Here is a 22,481-nt window from a genome sequence, read left to right as displayed (position 1 = left end):
CCGAGGTACAGAGGTAGCTAACCGGCCGGTCCTCGGGGCGTCGCTTACGCGTTGCCGTACGTCCCGAGATGCCGTGTTCGGTTGATCTTTGACACGTCCATAGAGGCAGCGTTGACCGGCTGCGCTGTAACGAACGGTCAGGCATCCGACCCGGGATCGCTGGGAAGCGACATGCGGAAGGTGCCAGCAGTAAGCGGCCCATAGCGGTCGCTGTACATCGCAGCGCTTTGGCGCTGCTGGCCCCTGACCGGTGAAGCAACACCGGTCAGGGGCACCTACGGCTCTAACAGGGCCGATTCAACGGGCGGTGGTGACGCACCGCCCCTTTTCCGATCACACCTTTTCCGACATGACCTGCCCCCAGGGTACGCCCGCGGGTTGGGTCGCTGATCTGCGAAGTGAGGGCACCGACATGCCGTCTCTTACCGATTCTGTGCGTCTGACGATCTCTGGTTCTGCCTGTTGGCGGGAGTGCCGCGGCTGCGGCGAGATCGCGCCGTTGGCACCGGATCAGACCCGCTGCCGGTCCTGCCGGCCGTCTACCTGTGTTCCCCGCCGCCGGAGCGCGGCGGGCAAGCGTCGGAGGAACCGTAAGTGACTGATCTGGATGGCCTTGATGGGCCGACCTCGACTGACCTGGCCGAGCTCTCGGCGGAGATGCCGCTGATTGAGGCCGAGGTGCTGCTGCTGGACGCGCAGATCGCGGTGTTGCGTCTCGGCCTGACTGATGTGACTCGGCAGCAGGTGCGCCGGGCGCAGCGGCAGGTGCTGCGTGAGGCCCGCGACCTGCTGGCCGCTCGTGCCCCTGGGCCGCGCCGCGATGCGGCCTAACCCCCTGAGCCCCTCTTTGGAGGTTTCGATGCGCAAGATTCTTGCCTGGGCCGTGCTGGCCTTCGTCGCGTTCTACGTAATCAGTAACCCGGGTAACGCCGCGGGCATGGTGCGGCAGGTCGCTTCGGGGATCGGCGAGTTTGCCTCCGCGCTTGCTGGGGGTGGCCAGTGACCACGCCAATCCCTGACATGTTGTTCACCGCCGCAGCGGCGATGGCCTGCGACGGTCTTCCGACACCGCAGTCGGTAACGGTGTCCGACGAGTTCGGGCTGGATTTGGCCTTTGCCACGCACGCCGACCTGCACCGGTGGGTCGTGCATATGCGGCTTTCGGGTACTGCCCGCCACACCCAGCCCTACAACCGGGATGACGTGCCGAAGGTGCTGACCAATGTGTGGGGCGTCTGGCGGGGTGTGCGGGTGCGGTTGCACTGCTGCGAACCCCTCATCGACACCCCGCCGCAGTTCCTGCCTGAGGCGGTTGCGGCGTGAGCGCCACACATCACGTGCTGCTGATCGTGGCCGGCGGCACCGGCATCCCCCTGGCCATAGCCGCGGTCGCCCGGCTGCTGGTGGAGAACCACGCCGAGTCGACCGCGGCCGTGATCCGCCGCGAGCACACCACCCACCCGACCGCCCCGACCGGAGGTAGCCGTGAGCACTGAGCGCACCTTTACCCACCCGTCCGTCCTCGCCGGCATCGCCGCCGGAGAACCGTGGGCCGATCCGACCATGGACCCCACCACCATCAACTGGAACGCCCGCCGGGCTACCGCCGCTATCCCGTTTCCCCTGGTCAATGGGCGGCCGGTCAACCCGTACGCCCCGACCGGAGTGAGGTTCGGCCGCAACGAGTTGGGCCACTGGGGAGAGGCGCAGTGCGCTGACGCCATCGTCATGGCCACCACCCGGCACGGGTGGCCGTGGCTCCTGATGGTTGAGCGCGACGACGACCACGGGTGGGCGCTTCCCGGAGGGCACCTCGACCCGGGCGAGACCGCCCTAGCTGGCGCGGTGCGGGAGCTTGCCGAGGAAACCGGCCTGACCATCGACCCCGGGCGGGAGCCCTACGAGGTGCTGCCCGCCCGGTACGTGCCCGACCCCCGGGCCTCGGACGAGGCGTGGATGGTTACCACCCCCGTCCGGTTCGACCTGGGCGAGTACCTCGGCGCGTTGCCGGACGTGGACGGCATGGACGACGCCCGCCGCGCCGTGTGGGTGCCCGCCCTGGACTACGACTGCGTGGTCGACCACCTGCACGACGGCTACGACGGCGGGGTGTTTCCGGCCCACCGGCCCATGCTCGCCGCCCTGCTGAACGGAGGTGTGTGATGCCGACCTGCCGCCTGACGACGCTGGCCGGTGTCAGCATCCGCGCTACCGGCTCTTCCACTGTCAGCACCGACCGGCGCGGCACGGTGGTGTCCTACACCGGCCACCTGATCATCAACGGCCGCAAGGTGCTCTCACCGGAGCAGATCCGCGCCGAGTGGACCACACGGGGCGCTGCCGCCGTTCACGACGCGGACCGCACCGAACATGTCGACCCGTACGGGCACGCGTGGGCTAAAGGCGTCGCCGGTGCCTACGCGACAGCGGTTTCCCTGCTGAACGCCTGGTTTACGAAGTTCGGGCCGGCTGGGCTACCGCTGGCAGATGTTGTCGCGGGGATCAAGGTCACCCGCGCGGCGATGGTCGAGCAAACCCCGGCCGACATCGGTGAGGCGGACCGTCTGAGCCTGTCGGCCGCTGCGTCGATGCTGCTGCACCTCGCCGACGACCTGGCGGTAACCGCCTCCTACACCTGGGAAGGAGCGTCATGACTGCCCCCACCATCAACGGCAGCACGTACCCGCAACCGGTGGACGACCTGCTGCCTAAAGCGCGCAAGCTGACCCAGGAACTGGAGGCGCTGCCGTCACGAAACCGGCTGATGCGCGAGTTCCGGATCGGACCAGACAAAGCCAAAGCCCTGTTGCAGCTACTCGCCGATGAGCGTGCCCGGCAGGAACAGACGGACACACTGCACACCGCGATGGTGGTACGCGGCAGCCTCGCCGACCGGCCGATCCTGTTCCCGACCGACCCCACCCCCGCCGCCAACACCACCAACACGGACCCGGGCACGCCGCCGGACGAATCGCAGCCCGCCCCAGACACCACCCCCACCCAGCCGGCACCGGCCGATGAACGCAAAGAGCAGCCAGCCCCGGTCGAATCCCCGGACACCAACATCACCGACCCGCCGGCCCGGCCGGCGGTCGTGTGGCCGGTGATCCTGCTGGCCCTGCCGGCTTTCGTAGCGATCTGGTCCGGGTGGGTCGGCCTCGGCGGACTCACCGGGTTCGGCGTGGTCCACCCACTACCGGGCATCTGGGACTCACTGTCCCTGGACACCGCGATCACCCTGCCGATCGGGGTAGAGACCTACGGCGCATACGCCCTCTACGTGTGGCTGTCCGGCCGAGTACCGCCCCGGGCACGCACATTCGCCAAATGGTCCGCGCTCGGCTCCCTCGCGATCGGCGCGCTCGGCCAGGTCGCCTACCACCTACTCGTGGCCGCCGGAGTCACCGTCGCCCCCTGGTGGATCACCACCCTCGTGTCCTGCCTACCCGTCGCCGTGCTCGGCATGGGCGCCGCCCTGGCCCACCTCGTCCGCACCCACGACTAACCCCGCCGCGAAGGAGACCAAATGCCCCGCAAGCAGACCTGGCAGTACCAGCGCAACGGCTGCCCCACCTGCAACGCCACCGGCTCCACCAAACGGTCCTGCCCTCGCTGGAACGACCCCAAGCACACCGCCCGCAACTGCTCGTGCTCCGGCGGCCAGTTCTACGACACCTGCCCGACCTGCCACGGCACCTGCAAGACCCGCTAGCCCCGCCCGGCGACACAGCACACGGCCTAGGAAACCCGCTGTGCCGCCGGCGCCCTTCACGGACAGGAGTCCGATCCGAATGGCCAAGAATACGCCCCCGGCCTGCACCTGCAAGGACACCGGCCGCTGCGGCTACTGCCCCAGCATCGCCGTGACCGCCACCCGCGAGGCCCGGCTCCCCGCCGGTAGCCGCGGCCAGGCCGCCGCTGACCGAATCGCCCGCCGCCACCGCCACTGACCCTGGCCGCCTCCGTCCGGCACCAGCCCCGCGGGTCTGGTGTCGGGTGGTGGCCGCCAGACCGCCTGGACGGCCGGAAGGGAGCGCCCGACATGGGCAAGAGCAAGGACGAGAAGAAGGCCGCGATCCAGCGTCACCGTGATGCCCGGCGTGAGCTGGAGCGGATCAGCCGTAAGAGCAAGGACGTGACAGCGGAGTACCTGGACGCCAACTCCCGCGTGATCGCCGCCGAGAAGGACATTCCCTGGTGGCGGCGCTGACCTGACCCACCGGCCCTTATCCCTCGCATCGGAAGGACCTCTCGCATGTTCGGCACCAAGAAGGAGTACGGCCACCAGGTTACCGAGTCGGGGCGGGTGGAGGTGGTCGAGACGACTCTGCCGCGGCACCTGCGCGGCTACGACGAGTACACCACCCAGACGATCACCGAAGGCCCCCTGACCCGCCTCCTGCGCCGCCGCCGCTAACCCTGACTGCCTCCGTCCGACACCACCCCGGCGGGGCTGGTGTCGGGTGGTGGCCGCCAGAACGTCTGGCCGCCGGAGAGGAACCCGTGAAGATGATCTGCCCGACCTGCGGCAACAGCAGCAACTGGCACAACGTCACCGTCACCAGCTCCGGAGTCACCGCGACCTATGGCAACTGCGGTACCCGGGTCGGCCGGTGAACACCGCCTGCGCCCCGCTCAACCGAGGACGCACCTGCCGCTGCTGCGGCGCAACCGACGCATAGCCGCACCTACCGACCTTGGGAGTCCCCTCATGTTCGCAGATCCGAGTAGCGGGCACGCTGCGACGTTCGCCGCCGTGTTCGTCGCCCTCTACGTCGCTCACCAGGTGGGTGACCATTGGATCCAGTCGCAACACCAAGCCGACCACAAAGGCCGTCCTGGCTGGCCGGGGCGGCTTGCCTGCGCCGCTCACGTCGCCACATACACCCTTACCGCCCTGGTAGCGCTGGTGATTCTGATGGCTGGCACCGGCCTGCGGCTGGACCCGTGGGCGGTCAGCGCCGGACTGACCGTCTCGGCGATATCGCACTACATCGCCGACCGGCGCACCCCCCTCGCCCGAATCGCCGCTGCCCTGGGCTTGGCCCGTTTCTACGCCCTAGGTGCTCCCCGGCCCGACCGAGGCGACAACCCCTCGTTGGGCACCGGCGCCTACGCCCTGGACCAGTCCTGGCACGTGGCGTTTCTGTTCGCCTCCGCACTGCTCTGCGCGGCCTGACCGCTCCCCGTGGCCACCGGCACCCACCGCCCGCCGGTGGCACGCGGGGACCGGTCAGACCGACCGGCCAGCGAAGGAGTGAACGACATGGCGAAGAAGACCTGCTGGTGCGGCAAGCCCGTCGCCTGGGAAGGCGCGGCCCTGTGCACCACACACGACCAGATGCTGGTAGGCGGCCTGACCGGCATCCGAGACATGGTCCAGAAAAAGACCAAAAAGAACTGATCTGACCGCCCCCGTCACCACCGGCCCATCACCCGGTGGTGCGCGGAGGCCGCCAGACCGTCTGGCCGCTGGAAGGGAACCGCAATGTTCGGTCGTACACCGCCGACCGCGTCTGCTGCCGTGCATGTCCTGAACCCCCGCAAAAAGCGCTACGTGGGCTGTGTGGTGTGGACCTCGCCGGCGAGGTGGAGATGCCGGCAGGCACCACGATCACCTGCCCGGTCTGCGCCCGCAAACACAAGTCCTAACCCCGCCCGGTGGCACGGCACCGGCCTCGACAACCACGCCGTGCCACCGGCCCCTCCCGATCTCGCTACTCACACCACAGGAGAGACCCTTTGATGCTGTCACCCATCCAGGCACTACGGCGAGCCGTCGCCCGTGTGCGTCCCCGCCCCCGCTGGTGGCTGGGCACCCCGTTACGGGCCACGATCGCCCCCGCCGCGTCAGGCGGCTACCTGCTGCTCATTCACTGCACGCAGGGAACCGAGTGGGTCAGGACCCTCCCGAGGCGCAACGGCACCCCTGACCGGCCCGATGAGGGCGAGTTCGCTGCCGTGGCCGACGCGCTGACCGCGCGTGGCCTGACGCGCACGTCGCCGTGGCACATCGATTCCGACGCCCGGCTGTGTACCGACATCACCACTACCCGCGCGACCGGCAAGGAGGACCGCCGTGGCTAGCTCCCCTGATGATGGCCGTTTCGACTGGCAGGCCGCCGAAGTGGACCTCACCGACTCCACCATCGGCCCGGACGCCGAGGTGGTGGACCTGGACGTGGCACGGTCGCGCCGTGGTGCATCTGGTAGCCCGCCTGACGAGACCGACGAGGACACCGAGGACGCGGAGAGCGTTGATGACGGTCCAGGCCGTGATGGTGGGCCGGTTGACGCTGCTGAGGACATTCCTCGGGATGTGGTGGCGCGGCAGCGTCAGCGGCGGCCGATTCTGGCTGATTGGGCGCGGTCTGGTCGCGCGTTGCGGGCGGCGGTGCGGCATCAGAGCAAGGACGCCGGCTATGTGGCCGCCTACCACTCGGTGCGGCTACCGAAGTACGCGGCGAAGACGGCCGTGTACGCGCCGATCGGCCTGGTGCGGGGTGCCGGCCGGGCGGTGCACTGGGCTACCGCCGAGGAAGGCAACTGGCATCTGCGGCAGGCCGCCGCGACCCGAGGCGACGCCGACACCTGGATGAAGCTCGACGCCCGGCGGCAACGCCAGAGCGTGTGGCGGTGGTGGGTCCTCGCCGGGGGCACCGGGGCGGTGGTCGCCGGGGTGATCGTGCTCGCGGTGGGGCCCGCCTGGTGGCGGTGGGTTGCGCTGGCGGCGTTGGTGCCGCTGTTGGCCACGCTCGGGCGGCCGGCGGACAAGCCGTTGACCGACCGGGTTACCGAGGGCAGCCGCTACCGCAAGCTCACCGCCGAGCTGGTGCGCCGGGCGCTGACCTCGCTGCAAATGTCGGCCATCAACTCGGCGGTGGCACGGGACGCGAAAGCGATCAGTTTCCCGGTCGACATTCACCGTGACGGGCCCGGCCACCTCGCCGTCGTGGATCTGCCCTACGGCGTGGAGGCCGCCGAGGTGGTGGCCCGCCGCGGCAAGCTCGCCTCAGCGATGCGGCTGCCGCTGGATCAGGTGTGGCCCGAACCGGCACCAGGGCACACGGGCCGGCTGGCGTTGTGGGTCGGGTACGAGCCGGCGTCGCAGATGAAACAGCCCGCGTGGCCGCTGCTATCGCCCTCAGCGAAGGTGGACGTGTTCAAGCCGTTCGCGTTCGCCACCACCCCGAGGCTGGACACGGTCAGCGTGGATCTGATGTTCCGCAACTGGCTGTTCGGTGGTCAGCCCGGCTCCGGGAAGACGTTCGCGCTACGCGACCTCGTGTTGGCCGCCGCGCTGGACCCGCGTACCGAGATCCGGGGCTACGAACTCAAAGGCGTCGGGGACTTCGCCGTCCTTGAGCCGGTAATGGCCGAGTACGGCAACGGCTTTGACGATGACACCCTCGCCCGGTGCTTCGCGTTCATCGAGTGGCTGTATGAGGAGTGCCGCCGCCGCTCCAAGCGCATCGAGCACTACGCCCGCCTCGGCAAGGCCCCGGAGAACAAGGTCACCCCCGAACTCGCATCGCTCAAGGGGTCCGGCCTGCACCCGCTCGTGGCCTGGTTCGATGAGCTGCAAGAGCTGATGACCAGCAAGTACGGCAAAGACGCCGGAGAGCTCCTGGAGAAGGTCATCAAGCTTGGTCGGGCGCTCGGGGTGATCATCCTGATCGGTACGCAGATCCCCGACAAGGACAGCCTGCCCACCGGCATCACCCGCAACGTCAACTCCCGGTTCTGCCTGTCCGTGGCCGACCAGACCGCCAACGACATGATCCTCGGCACGTCGGCCTACAAGAACGGCTACCGCGCCACCGTGTTCCAGCCCGTCAGCGAAGCCGGATGGGGCATCCTGCGCGGCTTCGGCCCCAAAGCCTCAGCAGTGCGCTCGTTCTACGTCGACACCACCGCCGCCGGCCGCGTCGTCACCCGCGCCGTCGCGCTGCGGCAAACCGCCGGCACCCTCCCCGCACCGGACGAGCAGACCCGCGCCGTCGCCCCGGTCGCCGACGTGCTCGCCGACCTCGCCCGCGTCTGGCCCGGTGACGAGAAGAAGGCGTGGAACGAGACACTGTGCGGTCTGCTGGCCGAGCTGCGGCCCGAGGCCTACCAGGGGTGGGAATCAGCGCAACTCACCGCCGCACTCAAGCCCCACACGATCATCAAGGTTGCCGACGTATACGGGCGGCTGCCCGACGGCAAAGAGACCACCCGGCGTGGCATCAGCCACGAACACCTCATCAAAACAATCGCGGAGCGTAACCGCAAACGGTCGAGCTGACGTGACCGCGCAGCCTGCTAGGCCTAGCACCCCAACCTGCTAGGCCTAGCAGAGCTGCTAGCACCCCATCGAAATCATGAGCTGCGGTCTAGTACCTAGCAGCTCACGGCCCCACACACCCAAAAAACCGCCCTGGAGGCCGTTGTGACCCCCCTTCTCACCGCTGCTAGCACCCTCACCGCCGCAACCCTGGCCGTTACGCTCGGTTACGCCGGGCTGTGCTGGATCTCCCCGTTCAAAACCTGCCAACGCTGCGCCGGAACAGGCCACACCACCACCCGCGTCCTTCACCGGCCACAAACCTGCCGCCGCTGCCGCCACGGCATCCGCCTTCGCACCGGCCGACGCGTCGTTAACGTCTTTCGCCGCCTCCGCGCAGAGGCCCACCGATGACCACCATCACCGGCCTGGAAGTGTGGCTGGCCGGCACCCCCGCCGAACTCGACGCCGCCACCCACGCCCTAACCGCCGCCGGCCGGCTCGCCCAGCGTGGCCAACACCACCCGATGGCCGGCGCCGACACCGGCCGATCCCGCCTCTACCTACGCCTCACCATCACCACCACCAACGGCCGACCGGCACGCCTCGCCCGCCGAACCACCACCAGCGACCAGGGCGCGACCGTGCTGCCGTTCCCGAACCGAACCGGAGGTGCCGCGTGAACGTGTTCTCCTACGGCGGCGGGGTGCAGTCAACCGCAGCCCTGGTGCTGGCCGCCACGGGGCGGATCGACTTCCCGGTGTTCCTATTCGCCAACGTCGGCGACGACTCCGAAGACCCCGCAACCCTGGACTACCTAGAGCAGTACGCCAAGCCCTACGCGGCGCTGCACGGCATCCAGCTTCACGAGCTGCACCGTGTCCGACGCGACGGCACGCGGGAGACTCTGTACGGCCGGCTAACCCGCCCCGGTAGCCGGTCACTACCGATACCGGTACGCATGTCCAACGGGGCACCCGGCACCAGATCCTGCACGGCGGACTTCAAAATTCGGGTAATCGGCAAGTGGCTCAAAGCCCACGGCGCCAGTGCCGACACCCCGGCCACCGTGGGCATCGGCATCAGCCTTGACGAGATCGAGCGCGTCAACAACCGCCGGGCCATGCCCTACGAGCAGCCCACCTACCCACTACTCGACCACGACCCGCCACTACGCCGACACGACTGCCAGCAGATCATTCGCGCCGCCGGCCTACCGGTACCACCCAAAAGCGCATGCTGGTTCTGCCCGTTCCGGCGGCCCTCTACATGGGCAGAGACGCGCCGCGACCGACCGGAGCTATTCGCCCGCGCGTGCGCGCTGGAAGACCTACTCAACGCCCGGCGCGGCGTGCTGGGCAAGGATCCCGTCTACCTCACCCGATTCAACCAGCCCCTAGCCACCGCCATCACCGCCGCGCAACACATGCTGCCCGGCTTCGACCCCACCGACAACGACGCGCTGTGTGACAACAGAGCCTGCTTCACGTGACCGCACTGAACGTATGTACGACAAATGTCGATCATAAGAGAGGGGATGGCCGTGGCTAATCACAGTGCGATCGAGTGGACCGAGGCCACGTGGAACCCCACCACCGGCTGCGACCGCATCTCCACAGGCTGCGACAACTGCTACGCCCTAACGCTGGCCAAGCGGTTAAAGGCGATGGGTTCGACGAAGTACCAAAACGACGGTGATCCCCGCACGTCCGGTCCTGGATTCGCGGTGACGTTGCACCCGGACGCGGTAAGGCTTCCGCTGCGGTGGCAGCAGCCGCGGATGGTGTTCGTGAACTCGATGTCGGACCTGTTCCACGCCCGCGTGCCGACCTCGTTCATCCAGGAGGTCTTCGACGTAATGGCGGCAACGCCGCAGCACACCTATCAGATCCTGACCAAACGGGCCGCGCGGTTGGCCAAGGTGGCGCACCTGTTCGACTGGCCCGCCAACGTGTGGATGGGCGTCAGCGTGGAAAACGCCGGGCAGCTCGCCCGCCTAAAGCATCTGCGTCAAGTTCCCGCAGCGGTGCGGTTCGTCTCCGCCGAACCCCTACTCGGACCGTTAACCACCATTGATCTGACCGGAATGCACTGGGTGATCGTCGGAGGCGAGTCCGGGCCGTCCGCCCGGCCGATGGCCCCGGACTGGGCGCGCACAGCGCGGGACCGCTGCGCCGAAGATGGTGTGCCGTTCTTCTTCAAACAGTGGGGCGGCCGCACTCCAAAAGCTGGCGGGCGAACCCTCGACGGACGCATCTGGGACCAGATGCCCTCGACAGACCGGGTACCGGTAGCGGTGTAAGTCAGCAGCGCCGAGTAACCCCAAAACCCTGACTGGCGCGCTTCGCGCCCTCACCACCTGGTGGCCAGCGCCCCGCACGGGGCGCTGGCCACCAGGTCGTCATCACCGTCTTGCCCAGTTCTCACCCCTGTTGGAGGTGGCTTTGCTGTGACTCGACCACCCGCGCATGACCTCGCGGCCGAACGAGCCGTGATCGGTGCCGCTCTACTCGCGCCGAAGGTGGTTGCCGACCTGGCAGCCACCCTCACCCCGGCCGACTTCTACCGGCCCGCACACACCCGACTCTGGGAAACGCTGTGCCACATGCACGCCGCCGCACAGCCGATCGACCCGATCGCGGTAGCGGGCCGCCTCACCGAAACCGGCGACCTCGGCATGGTGGGTGGAGCCCCGTACCTGCACACCCTCATCGCCACCGTGCCCACCGCCGCGAACGCCCCGCATTACGCGCGGATCGTGGTCGAGCACGCCCGCCGCCGCCAGGTCGCCGACCTCGGCACCTACCTCGCCCAACGCGCCGACGACGGCACCGACGTAGCCGACCTCGTCGCTACTGGCCGGGCGATACTCGACCAAGCCTCCAACGGCGCGCAATGGCCGCCGCTGATCCCGCTCGGCGACCACCGACACCTACCCGACTTCCCCAGCCACGCCCTACCCGCCTGGGTCGCCGAGATGGTGCACGGCGTCGCCGAGTTCACCCAAACCCCCGTCGACCTGGCCGGATGCATCGCCCTCGCCGCGCTGTCCACCGCCGCCGGAGGCCGCGCCGAAGTCGAAGTACGCGGGTCGTGGCGGGAACCAACCAACCTGTTCACCGTCGTAGTCTTACCGCCCGGCTCCCGCAAGTCCGCCGTGTTCGCCGCCATGACCGGCCCCCTGCTCGCCGCTGAGAAGGCCCTTGTTGAGCGGACCAAACCGGCGATCGTGGAAGCGCAGCTGGCCGCCCGCGTGGCCGGGAAAGCCGCGGAGAAAGCCGCCATCGCCGCCGCGAACGCCGACGCCGCCGGCCGTGACACCCTCCTCGCCGAAGCGACCGACGCCGCGATGACCGCCGACGCCATCACCGTGCCCGTCCTACCGCAACTCGTCGCCGACGACGTGACCAGCGAAGAAGCAGCCTCCCTGCTCGCCGAACAGAACGGACGCCTCGCCGTCCTCTCCCCAGAAGGCGGAATCTTCGCCACCATCGCTGGCCGCTACTCCGGCACCCCCAACCTCGAAGTCTTCTTGAAGGGCCACGCCGGGGACATGCTGCGGGTCAACCGCCGCTCCCGCCCCTCGGAGCATGTCGAGCACCCTGCCCTCACCCTGGGCCTGGCCGTGCAACCCGACGTGCTGCGCGACATCGCCGACATGCCAGGCTTCCGAGGCAAAGGCCTACTCGCCCGCATCCTGTTCTCCCTGCCTGAGAACACCGTCGGACGACGCAAAATCGGAGCCGACCCCGTACCTGACACCGTGACCGACACCTACACCAGCAACCTCGGCGCGCTGGTGGGCAGCCTCGCCGACTGGACCGACCCTGCCGTCTTGTGCCTCACCCCCGACGCCAACGAACGGGTGCTCGACATCGAACGCGCCGTAGAGCCACGCCTCGCCCCCGGCGGCGCCTGGGGACACATCGTGGACTGGGGCAGCAAATACACCGGCGCCATCGTCCGCATCGCCGGACTAATCCACCTCGCCGAACACCTCCGCGACGGATGGGGCAACCCCATCGCCGCCGACACCATCGACCGCGCCGCACTCCTCGGCACCTACTACGCCACCCACGCCCTCGCCGCGTTCTCCGACATGGGAGCCGACAAGACCACCCACAACGCCCGACACGTCGCCGCATGGATCGAACGAACCGGGGCGACCACCTTCACCAAACGCGAGGCCTTCCGCGCACTCAAATCGGCCCAGCTACCCACCGCCGCAGACTTCGACGCACCACTGGCAGCCCTCGAATCACACGGCTACCTCCGACAGACAGAAACACCAGAGCGTCCCCGAACCGGAGGCCGACCACCCTCCCCGACCTACCTAGTACACCCCCACATACACCAACCCGCCGCACCCGTCCAAGAGCTACCCACACCCCGGCAAACGGCGTAACCGGCCTGCCAGAACTGCCAGAACCGTCACAACCCCCACCCCTCACAGGTTCTGGCAGTTCTGGCGGTTCTGGCAGGCCACATCCACCCCCGCACCAACACGAACCACCACCCCCGCAAGCAAACAGCCACTCACGCCACCCCACTGAGAGCCCCTAAACGAAACAGTCCCAACCATCCACACCAAGACACCCCCGATCTTGGCTCTACGGCGCTCTCCGCGGGCCACCCTGCGCTGCACTGCGACAAATCCTTCCCACCTTGCACAAATGACCCGTGGCAACCGAAAGGCCCTCACCGTGCGAATCAGACTCCACGGCACCCCCGCCGAAACCGCCGCCGCCCTCGCCGCACTCGCCCACGTGCTCGACATCCACCGAATGAGCCGGCCCTACCTCGACCGACCACCATCCACCCACCACCGCATCTACCTGCACGCCACCCCGAGGGAGGAACCCCGCCCATGACCACCCGCCGCACCCCCACCGGGAACCTGCTCACCCTCACCGAAGTCCTGGACGAACTACGCGTACCCCGCTCCACCTTCTTTCGCTGGAAGGCCACCGGCCGCGCGCCCCGAACCATCAAATACCCCAACGGCAGCCTGTATGTCCGCCGCCGCGAACTGGACAACTGGCTCAACGACCACGAAGAGGCAGCGTGAACAGCTACGAGGTACGGGTGTGGAACATCCTGTCGAACCGCAGCCAGAAAAAGCCCAGCTACTCCATCCGCTGGTTCGTCGCAAACAAGCCGTTCCGAAAGACCTATGCCACGCGGGCACTCGCCGAAAGCTTCCGCGCAAAGCTGATCGTCGCGCAGCGGGAAGGCGTTGCGTTCGACAAGGTCTGCGGCCTGCCCGAGCCAATGGCGCGAGCGCTTAACACCCGGTCGTGGTACGAGCACGCCGTGGCCTACGTCGACATGAAGTGGCCCCGCGCGTCGGCAAAGCACCGCAAGGGCATCGCCGAGACGCTGGCCACCGTTACCCCGGCACTGCTCGCGACCGACCGGGGCGTGCCCAGCCACAAGGCGCTACGGGCCGCGCTCTACGGGTGGGTGTTCAACAAGACCCGCCGAGACGCTGGGGAGCCACCTTCCGACCTCGCCGCCGCCGTGCGCTGGCTCAAGGCCAACACCGTCGACCTGGCCGCGCTCGCCGACGCCGCGTTGGTGCGGAAGGCTCTCGACACGCTCGCCCTGCGAATGGACGGTGCCGCCGCGTCAGCCAGCACGATCGCCCGCAAGCGAGCCGTCTTCTCCGGTGCCCTCAAGTACGCGGTTGAGCTGCGGCTACTCGACGCGCACCCAATGACCCTGGTGAGCTGGACCGCCCCGAAGACGGCCGATGAGATCGACCGAGGAGCGGTTGTCAACCCCGATCAGGCACGAGCACTGCTCGCCGAGGTGGGGCGCACCGTGCCCGAGTTGGAAGCGTTCTTCGGGTCCATGTACTACGCCGCGCTGCGGCCCGAAGAGGTGCTTCACCTTCGGGAAGACGAGTACGAGCGGCCCGCCCAGCCTAAGGGGTGGGGCGTACTGCACCTGACCGGCTCGACGGTGGCCGTGGGCCGGGACTGGGGCGACGGAGACGACACCGCCGAGGACCGAGAGCTCAAGCACCGAGCAAAGGCAGCGACCCGGGACGTACCCGTGCCGCCGCCGCTCGTGCGGCTGCTCGACCACCACGTCAAGGAGTACCCGCCGGGATCGAACGGCAAGCTGTTCGTCACCCGGCGCGGCCCCGGCGGGCGGTACGTGCCCACCGCCGGCCAGCCGATCCCGAACAACACCTACGGCAAGGCGTGGCGCGACGCGCGGGCAAACGTGCTCACCCCGGCTCAGCAGCGCTCACCCCTGGCCCGGCGACCGTACGACCTGCGACACGCCGCCGTGTCGCTCTGGCTCAACGCCGGGGTGCCAGCTACCCAGGTCGCCGAGTGGGCCGGACACAGCGTGCACGTCCTCATGCGGGTCTACGCGAAGTGCGTCTACGGACAGGAGGAAGCCGCCCGCCGCCGGATCGAGGCCGCGCTAGGAATCGCGGAAAACGCCGACGCGAATACGACGCGACCCGCGAGATCGAGCGGGCTGAAGCGGGACTGAGTGAGACTCATGAAAGAGGCCCCTGACCGGCGTTCGCGCTGGTCAGGGGCCTCTTTTCGCACCTGGTGGCGGGTGAAGGATTCGAACCTTCGAAGCTTTCGCGACGGATTTACAGTCCGCTCCCATTGGCCGCTCGGGCAACCCGCCAGGGCACCCGCCGCGTCGCGACGCGGCGGCGAGAGCAAGGATAGCGGCTCGCCCCGACGCGGCCGCAACCGGGTACCGTCAGGGGGCGCACGGCTGGCCCGTAGTGCACGTAACAGGACAGACCGCCAGGACAACAGGAGTATCAGCATGGCAGCCAACCCGTCGTTCGACATCGTGAGCAAGGTCGACCGTCAGGAGGTTGACAACGCCCTCCGCCAGACGGAGCGGGAGCTCTCGACGCGGTTCGACTTCCGGGGCACCGGCGCCGAAATCTCCTGGTCTGGTGAGGAGGCGATCAGCCTTCGGGCGGAGACCGAGGAGCGGGTCCGAGCCGCGCTCGATGTCTTCAAGGAGAAGCTGGTCAAGCGGAACATCTCGCTGAAGTCGCTGGACGCCGGGGATCCGCGCGGGTCGGGTAAGGAGTTCAAGGTCGACTGCAAGGTGATCCAGGGCATCGAGACGGACAAGGCCAAGGCCATCAGTAAGAAGATCCGCGACGAGGGCCCGAAGGGTGTCCAGGCGCAGATCCAGGGCGACCAGCTCCGCGTGACCGGTAAGAAGAAGGACGACCTGCAGGCCATCATCGCCATGCTGAAGGGCGAGGACTTCGGCGTAGCGCTCCAGTTCACCAACTACCGGTAAGAAGGCACGCAAGCCTGGTCACCACCCCGGCTACGCAGTGTCACCTGGGCAGGGTCGTCGCCAGTTGTCGTCGTTGGTCGCCCAAGATCGCCCTCCGACGGCCTGGTGGCGGCCGAGCCGCGTCCCACTCTGGGCCTTGCGCGTTGGTCGATTCGGGCGGCGACACCTGCTGTCCCTGTGTTGCTCGCCCGACAGAAAGATCGCCTCTACGCCTTTCATTTCGTACGCACGTTCGACAGAATCGTTCCAACCGGCCGGGGAGTGGTGATGGCAGACAAGAGCTCTATCGAGTGGACCGAAGCCACATGGAACCCGACAACTGGCTGCGATCGCATCTCGCGCGGCTGCGACCACTGCTACGCGTTGACCCTGGCGAAGCGGCTGAAGGCCATGGGGTCGGGCAAGTATCAGACAGACGGTGACCCTCGTACGTCAGGACCGGGCTTCGGAATCGCAGTACACCCCGGTGAGCTGACGTTGCCTCTTCGATGGCGAGAGCCCCGCGTCGTGTTCGTCAACTCGATGAGCGACCTGTTCCACGCAAAGGTTCCCTTCGAATTCGTCGAGCAGGTCTTTGGAGTCATGGCGGCGACCCCGCAGCACACCTACCAGGTACTCACCAAACGAGCCGCGAGGCTTGCAAAGCTCGCTCCCCGACTGACCTGGCCAGCCAACGTCTGGATGGGTGTCTCCGTCGAGGACGACGAACAGACGGAGCGCATCGATCATCTCCGCCGAGTGCCCGCTGCCGTCCGGTTCATCTCGGCCGAACCGCTACTCGGCCCGCTGGACGACCTGAACCTGGAGAGCATTGACTGGCTGATCGTCGGTGGTGAGTCTGGTCCCGGTTGCCGGCCGGTCGATCCCGCTTGGGTGCGATCCCTGCGCGGCCAATGCACTGCCGGCGGTACGGCATTCTTCTTCAAGCAGTGGGGCGGCAGAACGCCAAAGGCCGGCGGTCGCGAGTTGGACGGCCGGACATGGGACGAGATGCCGACAGCGCGGGAACTCACACCGATCGGGTAGAAGCCAGCCTGCGGACAACGGACCACAACCCCTACGGGCGCCGCAGCTGCTCCTTCCAGAAATCGCCCTTGCCCGTATTGGCCACAGATATTCCGCTCAGTTGCTTTACGGCGCTCCGGACGTGAGGGGTGCTTGCCTGGCCTAGAGTCGCGCCGTAGACATCCGGCACGTAATCGGCAGGGCAGAAGGATCCCACCTCGTCCAGCAGCCGTTCGAGGTTCCCCGCTATGATCCTCGTCCACTCGGAGCCGTGATTACTGCTGTGGCTCTCGGGAGTCGGCAACTCGTCATCGCCAAACAACGAGCCCTGCCCGTACCTCTCCCCCTTACGGAGCATGTCCGCCTGCCACGCCACCGACCACTCCACGCCCGCCTTGCCCAGCGAGTCCGCGAAGTGCCAGGCTCCCTCGCTACTGGCCGTGAACAGCGCCAGCACGTACTTCGGTAGAAGATCGGGCCTGGGCCGCACCGGCATCTTGACCGCTCGGTATCTCGTTCCGGCTGTCAAGCGCTTCTCGTACGTGTCACAGACCTCCAGGGCAATCTCGGTAGCTCGCTGCTCGTCGCCTTCGTCCCGAACACCGACAAAGTGTTCTTGCCACCAGTCGCCGCCGAGGAAACGGTCCAGGCGGCCGGCGGTCTTCTGATCCGCCGGCGAAAGCTCCCCGCGCCTGGACCGAGCCACATGTACAGCACGGCCCATCCGAGCGACGCTCAACACGCTGAAGTGGAGCAAGACCTCAGTGGGCGGCCACGACGGCCGACCGAGCAGGGCGGCCTTAAGGAGGTCAAAATCCAACGCGGGGCCGAACGGGTCGAGAAAGACGAACAGCGACGCGCCCTGGGCTCGCCTTAGGACTTCGGAAAGGTGCTCGTCAACCGAACCGGGCCGGAGGACCCGTTCAGCGTCGCCACCCTTCTCGTCGAGCACGCGCTCCAGGTTGGCAAAGTTGTCCGGATTCTGCTCGATGAAGAACCCGAGGACATTGCGGTAGCCCTTGACGAACTCAGCACACCGCGACAGCAGCAGCGGCGAACCCGGCTGCCCGTCGCCGTACTCGCCCCTACCGGCGTAGCCATCGAGGAACACAACCCGGTTACCATCGACGCTTTTGCCCGTCTTCGACGCGAAGACGACCGGGTAGCGGCTCAAGATGCCATGCTTGAAGACGGCAGCCGCCTTCTTTGACTCGAAGAAGTCAGTCCCGGCCACAAGCCCTCCCCGGCGACTACCGCTGGTAGCGCCACGCTAGCGGAAGGTCGCGATAGACGGAAGGTGATGAACCGCCGTGGTGACGCCTTGCACGCCTCGCCAGGAGGGATCGACGCAATGGGCCGAGCCGAATGGCATCCTGGACGGGACGCGTGAGATGGGGCCTCGCTACCCGGCCTGTCGTTGACACACCCCCGCTGGGGAGCCACCGTCGGACGGGCCTGGCGGCGGCCGGACTCTCCGTTGGGCTCGCCACCGTCAGCGCTCCGGGCCCACGACCTGCTCGAAGCGAAACTCGCGGATGAAGCAGTCCCGTGGCTGACTGACCGCGAAGAGTACGCAATCCACAACAGATTGTGCGGTCAGGTCGTCGGATGCCGCCCGTGGACCGTGTTGCACGAAGTCCGGCGGGAAGAGGGAGATGACGCGAATTCCTTCGGCCCGTAGCCGATGGGACATGATCTCGGCGAAGCCGGCCTGGGCGTGCTTGGCGGCATAGAAGGCGGGATGGGCCTCCGAACGGTGGTGGCCGACCTCGCCGCAGGCGGAGACCATGTTAACGATGTCCGGCCGCGTTGAGGCTCGCAGCAGCGCCAGCAGGTGTTTGGTGAGCAGGACCGTGCCGGTCGCGGCGCCGCCGATCGTGGCGATGATGTGATCGTCCTCAGCGTCGCCGAGGTCCGCGCCGGGCAGGTAGCCCGCACCGTTGTTGACCAGGATGTCGAGGTGTTCGGTGCGGTCGGCCAGCGCCGCCGCGAACGCGCGTACCGAGTCGGGGTTGGTCAGGTCGCAGCCGAAGGCCTCGCCGCTCCCCCGCCCCCGCTGTCGGATCATTTCCGTGGTACGTCTGGCTGCCGCCTCGTCGCGGGCCGAGACAAACACCTGCGCGCCATGCTCGGCGAAGGCGGTCGCCAGGAGGCGTCCGGAGTCGCGTCCGGCACCGGTAATAGCAACCCGTAGTCCGTCCAGATTCATTGCAAGATCAGAACAGTTGAAGCTGACGTGAGGTCAAAGTGGGGTCGCCGGCAGTACCACGTCAGGTCTTCGGTGCCCGGCCTGGAGCATGAAAGTCGGCGGCACGGGAAGAAGCGATCCCGGCGAGGGCCGGAACGGCGACGGCCGGAAAAGCGACGGTCGGGCAGGACCACAGCCGGGCCGGACCACAGCCGGGCACAACGACAGCCGACGAGGAGCAACAGGCCGGAAAGGCAGCCGGATGCGGGGGGCGGGGGCGCAGGATGCGAAGTTCGTTCGCCCGGACCTATCCCACCGGGCCGTGGCCCGGCTGCTCGTCGTGCTCGCCACCGCCTCCGGCTGCCTCGACGTCTTCTGTGTGACCCAGCTGGGCGGGTTCTTCGCCAGCGTGATCACCGGAAACCTGGTCCAGCTCGGCCACCATATCGTCGCCATGGACTCCCGCCTGCTCAGCGGCGGGTCGGCAGCGGTCGGCGGGTACGCGATCGGCGTCGCCAGCGGCACCCTGCCGCTACGCCACGCCAAGTTGGGCTGGCGTTCCCGTACGCATCTGGTCATGGTGGTTCAGGTGCTGCTGCTGGTCGGCGTGGCAGGTGGCTGGTGGGCCACCGGGGGGCGCCCCGGATTCGCCGCCACCCTGACCCTGCTCTTCGCCGCCGCGGCGGCCAGCGGGATACAGAGCGTGGTGACGATCAGCTCGGGGATACCGCACGCCACCACGACGTACCTCACCGGATCCCTCACCTCCATGGTGCGGGGGGTGGTCTTCGACCCGCACCGGTTCGCGGCGGGTGCGGCCGGGGTGACCCGGCTGCTGGGGCTCCTCGGCGGCGCGGTGCTCGGCGCGGCGGTACTGCGGGTCGCGCCGCTCTGGGCGCCGGCGCTGGCCGCGGCGCTGGTGGCCTCGGTCTTGGCCACCGCGACGGCCATCAGCCGGTCACGCCGCCGGCTGCCGTCGCGCTCACCGGGCGAAGATGAGCAGCAGGATCACCGTGAGGATCGCGCTGATCAGCACCGAGCCGAGGCAGCCGAGTCGGTTGGAGAAGAAGACGAACACGGAGGTCGTGGTACCCACCGATGAGGGGGTTCAGGCACCGACCCGGGAGGAGGGTGCCTGAACCCCGCCGGTTCAGCGGTGCTGGATGGGGCCGGTGCTGCGGGCCATCTGTTCCAGCCGGGCGACCCGCTCCTCCATCCGGGGGTGGGTGGAGAAGAGCGCCGCCATCCCGCCGCCCTTGAACGGGTTGTCGATCATCAGGTGGGCGGCGCTGGTGAGCTGCCCCTGCGGCGGCAGCGGGCGCGCCTGGGTGCCCTTGTGGATCTTCTGGAGGGCGCTGGCCAACGCCAACGGATCCCGGGTGAGCTGGGCGCCGGAGGCGTCCGCCTGGAACTCGCGGCTACGGCCGATCGCAAGCTGGATCAGCGTGGCGGCGATCGGGCCCAGGATCATGGTCAACAGCAGCACCAGCGGGTTACGCCCCTCCTCGTCGTCACCCCCGAGCCGGATGAAGAACGCCAGGTTGGCCAGGGCGGTGATGATGCCGGCCAGGCCGGCGGCCACGCTGGAGATGAGAATGTCCCGGTTGTAGACGTGCGACAGCTCGTGCCCGATGACTCCACGCAGCTCGCGGTAGTCGAGGATCTCGACGATGCCCTGGGTGACACAGACGGCCGCGTTCTCCGGGTTCCGACCGGTTGCGAACGCGTTGGGCTGTCTGGTCGGACTCACGTAGAGCCGGGGCATCGGCTGCCGGGCCTTGCTGGCCAGTTCCCGCACCATCTGGTAGAGCTCGGGGAACTGTGCCTCATTGACCGGTTGCGCCCGCATCGCGCGCAGCGCGAGCTTGTCGGAGTAGAAGTAGCTGACGCCGTTCATCCCCAGCGAGATGAGGACGGCGATCACCAGTCCGCCACTGCCGCCGAACCAGTAGCCCACCGCCAAAATCAGGGCGGTGAGCAGGCCGAGCAGCGCGGCGGTCTTCAGACGGTTATGGTGCACGGTCACTCCTTCGGTGCGCGGACCGCGTTGGTCCGCTGACCGGTTCAACACCACCGGTACCCGTCAACCATCCGTCATATGGCTGTGAAATGCCTGGTAACGAGGGGTGTAGGCCCGCTGGGGTCAGCGGGCGGCGAGGTCGAGCACGAGCTGCGGGGCGAAGCCGACCACCAGCGCCACGACCGTCGCTACCGCCAGGACCGCCGCGACCGGCTTGGCCCGGACCAGCACCGCTGCCGGTTCGGCCGGCGCCACCGCCGGACCCGTCACCGCCGGACCCGTCGCCGCTGCCGGGTCAGTCGGCGCCGCTGCCGGGGTCGGGTCAGTCGGCACCGCTGCCGGCCGGTCGGTGGACCAGAGCGCGGCGACAACCCGCAGGTAGTAGGCCAGGCCGAGCACCGCGTTGACCGCCACCACCAGGGCCAGCCAGCCGGCGCCGCCGTCAAGCAGCGACCGGACCACGGTGACCTTCGCGAAGAGTCCGGCGAGACCGGGCGGCAGACCGGCGAGCCCGACCAGTGCCAGCGCCAGCCCCACCGCCGCCCACGGCCGGCGCCGGGCCGCGCCCCGCAACTCGTCGAGGGTGCCGCCGTCCGCGCCCGCCGGCCGCAGCGCGACCACGGCCGCGAACGCCGCCAGCTCCAGGACCACGAAGAAGACCGTGTACGCCACCGCTGCCGCGTACGCGGCGGCGCGGGCGTCGCCGGTGCGGCCCGCGGCGAGGGCCAGCGCGCCGAGCGGCGCGAGGATGTAGCCCGCCTGGGCCACCGAGGACCAGGCGAGCAGCCGTACGGTGCGGCGCTGGCGCAGCGCCACCAAGTTGCCGACGGTCATGGTCAACACCGCGAGCAGCGCGAGCACCGGGCCGGTGGTCCGGGCCGGCAGGGCGTGCTGCACCACCGCGAGCAGGGCGACCACCCCGCCGAGCTTCGAGACCGTGGAGAGGTACGCGGCCACCGGCAGCGGCGCGCCGTCGTAGGTGGTGGGCGCCCAGGCGTGGAAGGGCACCGCCGCCACCTTGACCGTCAGCCCCACCACGACCAGCGCCACGGCGACCGTGGTCAGCGGGATGTCGAGCAGCTCCGGCTGCTCGGCGAAGAGCACCCCGAGCCGGCCGAGGTGCAGCGCGCCGGTGGTCGCGTAGAGCAGGGCCGCCCCGAGCAGGCTCAGCGTCGTGGCGACCACGCTGACCACGAAGAAGGTCACCGCCGCCTCGATGCTGGCCAGGCTGCCCCGGCGCAGGCCCACCAAGACGTACAGCGGCAGGGTTAGGGTCTCCAGCGCCACGATCAGGGTGATCAGGTCACCGGCCGCGCCGAGCGCCACCCCGCCGGTCATCGACGCGGCGAGGAGGAAACAGTACTCGCCCACCGGCGTCGCCCCGGCCCGCAGCAGCGGCCCGGAGAGCCCCAGCACGCCCAGGGTGAGCAGCGCGACAAGCACGGCGACCAGGGCGGCCCGGCCCCCGAAGACGTACGAGCAGTCGGCGCCGACGCAGAAGGTACGGCGTTCGCCGCCGCCGCCGACGAGGATCGCGCCGGCGGCGGTGGCGAGCGCACCGAGCGCGGCGGCGGAGACGGTGACCCGCGCCCGGGCCACCAGCAGGTCGGCGAGGAGCACCAGCACCGCCGTCCCGGCGGCCAGGTACGCCGGCAGCAGCGCGATGTTGTCGACGGTCTGCACCATGCTCATGCCCGTACCTC

General features: G+C 68.6%; 29 protein-coding genes and 1 tRNA gene. 25 read left to right on the top strand and 5 right to left on the bottom strand.

What is annotated here, in order from left to right; genetic code table 11:
• Positions 1-594: 594 nt before the first annotated feature.
• The 22 genes from SALPAC2_RS0119080 (at position 595) to SALPAC2_RS0118965 (ending at position 14,776) form a co-directional block, all read left to right on the top strand.
• On the top strand, positions 595-831 hold the full coding sequence (locus tag SALPAC2_RS0119080; RefSeq protein WP_018218237.1) for a DUF6284 family protein: 237 nt from the start codon (positions 595-597) through the stop codon (positions 829-831).
• Positions 832-859: 28 nt separating this feature from the next.
• Positions 860-1,003 carry a hypothetical protein gene (locus SALPAC2_RS27595; protein ID WP_018218236.1) on the top strand — a complete coding sequence of 48 codons (144 nt, stop codon included), beginning with the start codon at positions 860-862 and terminating at the stop codon, positions 1,001-1,003.
• A 17-nt stretch (positions 1,004-1,020) separates the two neighbouring features.
• Positions 1,021-1,323 carry a hypothetical protein gene (locus tag SALPAC2_RS0119070; protein ID WP_018218235.1) on the top strand — a complete coding sequence of 101 codons (303 nt, stop codon included), beginning with the start codon at positions 1,021-1,023 and terminating at the stop codon, positions 1,321-1,323.
• Positions 1,320-1,496, top strand: a complete 177-nt coding sequence (locus SALPAC2_RS27590) for a hypothetical protein (RefSeq protein ID WP_018218234.1) — start codon at positions 1,320-1,322, stop codon at positions 1,494-1,496. The genes SALPAC2_RS0119070 and SALPAC2_RS27590 overlap by 4 nt, the downstream gene beginning before the upstream one ends.
• Positions 1,486-2,163, top strand: a complete 678-nt coding sequence (locus SALPAC2_RS0119060; RefSeq protein WP_018218233.1) for an NUDIX hydrolase — start codon at positions 1,486-1,488, stop codon at positions 2,161-2,163. The genes SALPAC2_RS27590 and SALPAC2_RS0119060 overlap by 11 nt, the downstream gene beginning before the upstream one ends.
• Entirely contained in the window at positions 2,163-2,654 is a 492-nt protein-coding gene (locus SALPAC2_RS0119055; RefSeq protein ID WP_018218232.1) for a hypothetical protein, read from the top strand. The genes SALPAC2_RS0119060 and SALPAC2_RS0119055 overlap by 1 nt, the downstream gene beginning before the upstream one ends.
• Positions 2,651-3,505, top strand: coding sequence for a hypothetical protein (locus tag SALPAC2_RS0119050; RefSeq protein WP_018218231.1), 855 nt, complete (start codon positions 2,651-2,653; stop codon positions 3,503-3,505). The genes SALPAC2_RS0119055 and SALPAC2_RS0119050 overlap by 4 nt, the downstream gene beginning before the upstream one ends.
• Before the next feature lie 21 nt (positions 3,506-3,526).
• Positions 3,527-3,712, top strand: a complete 186-nt coding sequence (locus SALPAC2_RS0119045) for a hypothetical protein (protein WP_018218230.1) — start codon at positions 3,527-3,529, stop codon at positions 3,710-3,712.
• A 79-nt stretch (positions 3,713-3,791) separates the two neighbouring features.
• Positions 3,792-3,950, top strand: coding sequence for a hypothetical protein (locus tag SALPAC2_RS27375; protein ID WP_018218229.1), 159 nt, complete (start codon positions 3,792-3,794; stop codon positions 3,948-3,950).
• A 92-nt stretch (positions 3,951-4,042) separates the two neighbouring features.
• Positions 4,043-4,210: a hypothetical protein gene (locus tag SALPAC2_RS27585; protein WP_018218228.1), complete on the top strand. Its 168-nt coding sequence runs from the start codon at positions 4,043-4,045 to the stop codon at positions 4,208-4,210.
• Between the two features lie 45 nt (positions 4,211-4,255).
• Positions 4,256-4,417: a hypothetical protein gene (locus tag SALPAC2_RS27580; protein WP_018218227.1), complete on the top strand. Its 162-nt coding sequence runs from the start codon at positions 4,256-4,258 to the stop codon at positions 4,415-4,417.
• A gap of 294 nt (positions 4,418-4,711) precedes the next feature.
• The gene (locus tag SALPAC2_RS0119020; protein ID WP_018218225.1) at positions 4,712-5,179 is read left to right on the top strand and encodes a DUF3307 domain-containing protein; all 468 of its coding nucleotides are present in this window, start codon (positions 4,712-4,714) and stop codon (positions 5,177-5,179) included.
• Positions 5,180-5,266: 87 nt separating this feature from the next.
• On the top strand, positions 5,267-5,404 hold the full coding sequence (locus tag SALPAC2_RS27370) for a hypothetical protein (RefSeq protein WP_018218224.1): 138 nt from the start codon (positions 5,267-5,269) through the stop codon (positions 5,402-5,404).
• Between the two features lie 341 nt (positions 5,405-5,745).
• Positions 5,746-6,087 carry a hypothetical protein gene (locus tag SALPAC2_RS0119005; protein ID WP_018218223.1) on the top strand — a complete coding sequence of 114 codons (342 nt, stop codon included), beginning with the start codon at positions 5,746-5,748 and terminating at the stop codon, positions 6,085-6,087.
• Positions 6,080-8,287 (top strand): cell division protein FtsK, encoded by a 2,208-nt coding sequence (locus SALPAC2_RS0119000; protein ID WP_018218222.1) that lies wholly within the window; start codon positions 6,080-6,082, stop codon positions 8,285-8,287. The genes SALPAC2_RS0119005 and SALPAC2_RS0119000 overlap by 8 nt, the downstream gene beginning before the upstream one ends.
• 389 nt (positions 8,288-8,676) lie before the next feature.
• A complete protein-coding gene (locus SALPAC2_RS0118995; RefSeq protein WP_018218221.1) occupies positions 8,677-8,949 on the top strand; it encodes a hypothetical protein in 273 nt (90 codons plus the stop codon).
• Positions 8,946-9,758 (top strand): adenine nucleotide alpha hydrolase family protein, encoded by an 813-nt coding sequence (locus SALPAC2_RS0118990; RefSeq protein ID WP_018218220.1) that lies wholly within the window; start codon positions 8,946-8,948, stop codon positions 9,756-9,758. Before SALPAC2_RS0118995 ends, SALPAC2_RS0118990 begins: the two co-directional genes overlap by 4 nt.
• 45 nt (positions 9,759-9,803) lie before the next feature.
• The gene (locus tag SALPAC2_RS0118985; protein WP_018218219.1) at positions 9,804-10,568 is read left to right on the top strand and encodes a DUF5131 family protein; all 765 of its coding nucleotides are present in this window, start codon (positions 9,804-9,806) and stop codon (positions 10,566-10,568) included.
• A gap of 147 nt (positions 10,569-10,715) precedes the next feature.
• A complete protein-coding gene (locus SALPAC2_RS0118980; protein WP_018218218.1) occupies positions 10,716-12,671 on the top strand; it encodes a DUF3987 domain-containing protein in 1,956 nt (651 codons plus the stop codon).
• A gap of 268 nt (positions 12,672-12,939) precedes the next feature.
• Positions 12,940-13,137 carry a hypothetical protein gene (locus SALPAC2_RS25060; RefSeq protein WP_018218217.1) on the top strand — a complete coding sequence of 66 codons (198 nt, stop codon included), beginning with the start codon at positions 12,940-12,942 and terminating at the stop codon, positions 13,135-13,137.
• A complete protein-coding gene (locus tag SALPAC2_RS0118970) occupies positions 13,134-13,334 on the top strand; it encodes a helix-turn-helix transcriptional regulator (RefSeq protein ID WP_018218216.1) in 201 nt (66 codons plus the stop codon). Before SALPAC2_RS25060 ends, SALPAC2_RS0118970 begins: the two co-directional genes overlap by 4 nt.
• Entirely contained in the window at positions 13,331-14,776 is a 1,446-nt protein-coding gene (locus tag SALPAC2_RS0118965; RefSeq protein WP_018218215.1) for a tyrosine-type recombinase/integrase, read from the top strand. Before SALPAC2_RS0118970 ends, SALPAC2_RS0118965 begins: the two co-directional genes overlap by 4 nt.
• Positions 14,777-14,839: 63 nt before the next feature.
• Here the strand turns inward: SALPAC2_RS0118965 and SALPAC2_RS0118960 are convergent.
• Positions 14,840-14,923 (bottom strand) — tRNA-Tyr (locus SALPAC2_RS0118960).
• 147 nt (positions 14,924-15,070) lie between these two features.
• Here SALPAC2_RS0118960 and SALPAC2_RS0118955 point away from each other — a divergent pair.
• Both SALPAC2_RS0118955 and SALPAC2_RS0118950 read left to right on the top strand, forming a co-directional pair.
• The gene (locus SALPAC2_RS0118955) at positions 15,071-15,565 is read left to right on the top strand and encodes a YajQ family cyclic di-GMP-binding protein (protein ID WP_018218214.1); all 495 of its coding nucleotides are present in this window, start codon (positions 15,071-15,073) and stop codon (positions 15,563-15,565) included.
• A 267-nt stretch (positions 15,566-15,832) separates the two neighbouring features.
• Complete coding sequence (locus SALPAC2_RS0118950) at positions 15,833-16,591, top strand: DUF5131 family protein (RefSeq protein ID WP_026184898.1); 759 nt, start codon at positions 15,833-15,835, stop codon at positions 16,589-16,591.
• A 31-nt stretch (positions 16,592-16,622) separates the two neighbouring features.
• Here the strand turns inward: SALPAC2_RS0118950 and tcmP are convergent, their stop codons facing one another.
• A complete protein-coding gene (gene tcmP / locus SALPAC2_RS0118945) occupies positions 16,623-17,804 on the bottom strand; it encodes a three-Cys-motif partner protein TcmP (protein WP_018218212.1) in 1,182 nt (393 codons plus the stop codon).
• A 258-nt stretch (positions 17,805-18,062) separates the two neighbouring features.
• Complete coding sequence (locus SALPAC2_RS0118940; RefSeq protein WP_018218211.1) at positions 18,063-18,779, bottom strand: SDR family oxidoreductase; 717 nt, start codon at positions 18,777-18,779, stop codon at positions 18,063-18,065.
• Positions 18,780-19,020: 241 nt separating this feature from the next.
• Here SALPAC2_RS0118940 and SALPAC2_RS0118935 point away from each other — a divergent pair, with 241 nt between their 5' ends.
• A complete protein-coding gene (locus SALPAC2_RS0118935; protein WP_018218210.1) occupies positions 19,021-19,860 on the top strand; it encodes a YoaK family protein in 840 nt (279 codons plus the stop codon).
• Between the two features lie 48 nt (positions 19,861-19,908).
• Here the strand turns inward: SALPAC2_RS0118935 and htpX are convergent, their stop codons facing one another.
• Positions 19,909-20,778, bottom strand: a complete 870-nt coding sequence (gene htpX / locus SALPAC2_RS0118930) for a zinc metalloprotease HtpX (protein ID WP_026184897.1) — start codon at positions 20,776-20,778, stop codon at positions 19,909-19,911.
• 123 nt (positions 20,779-20,901) lie between these two features.
• A complete protein-coding gene (locus SALPAC2_RS0118925) occupies positions 20,902-22,470 on the bottom strand; it encodes an NADH-quinone oxidoreductase subunit N (protein ID WP_018218208.1) in 1,569 nt (522 codons plus the stop codon).
• Between the last annotated feature and the right edge of the window lie 11 nt (positions 22,471-22,481).

Source organism: Salinispora vitiensis (assembly GCF_000378825.1).
Classification (GTDB): domain Bacteria; phylum Actinomycetota; class Actinomycetes; order Mycobacteriales; family Micromonosporaceae; genus Micromonospora; species Micromonospora vitiensis.
This window is presented reverse-complemented; position numbering and strand designations above follow the sequence as displayed.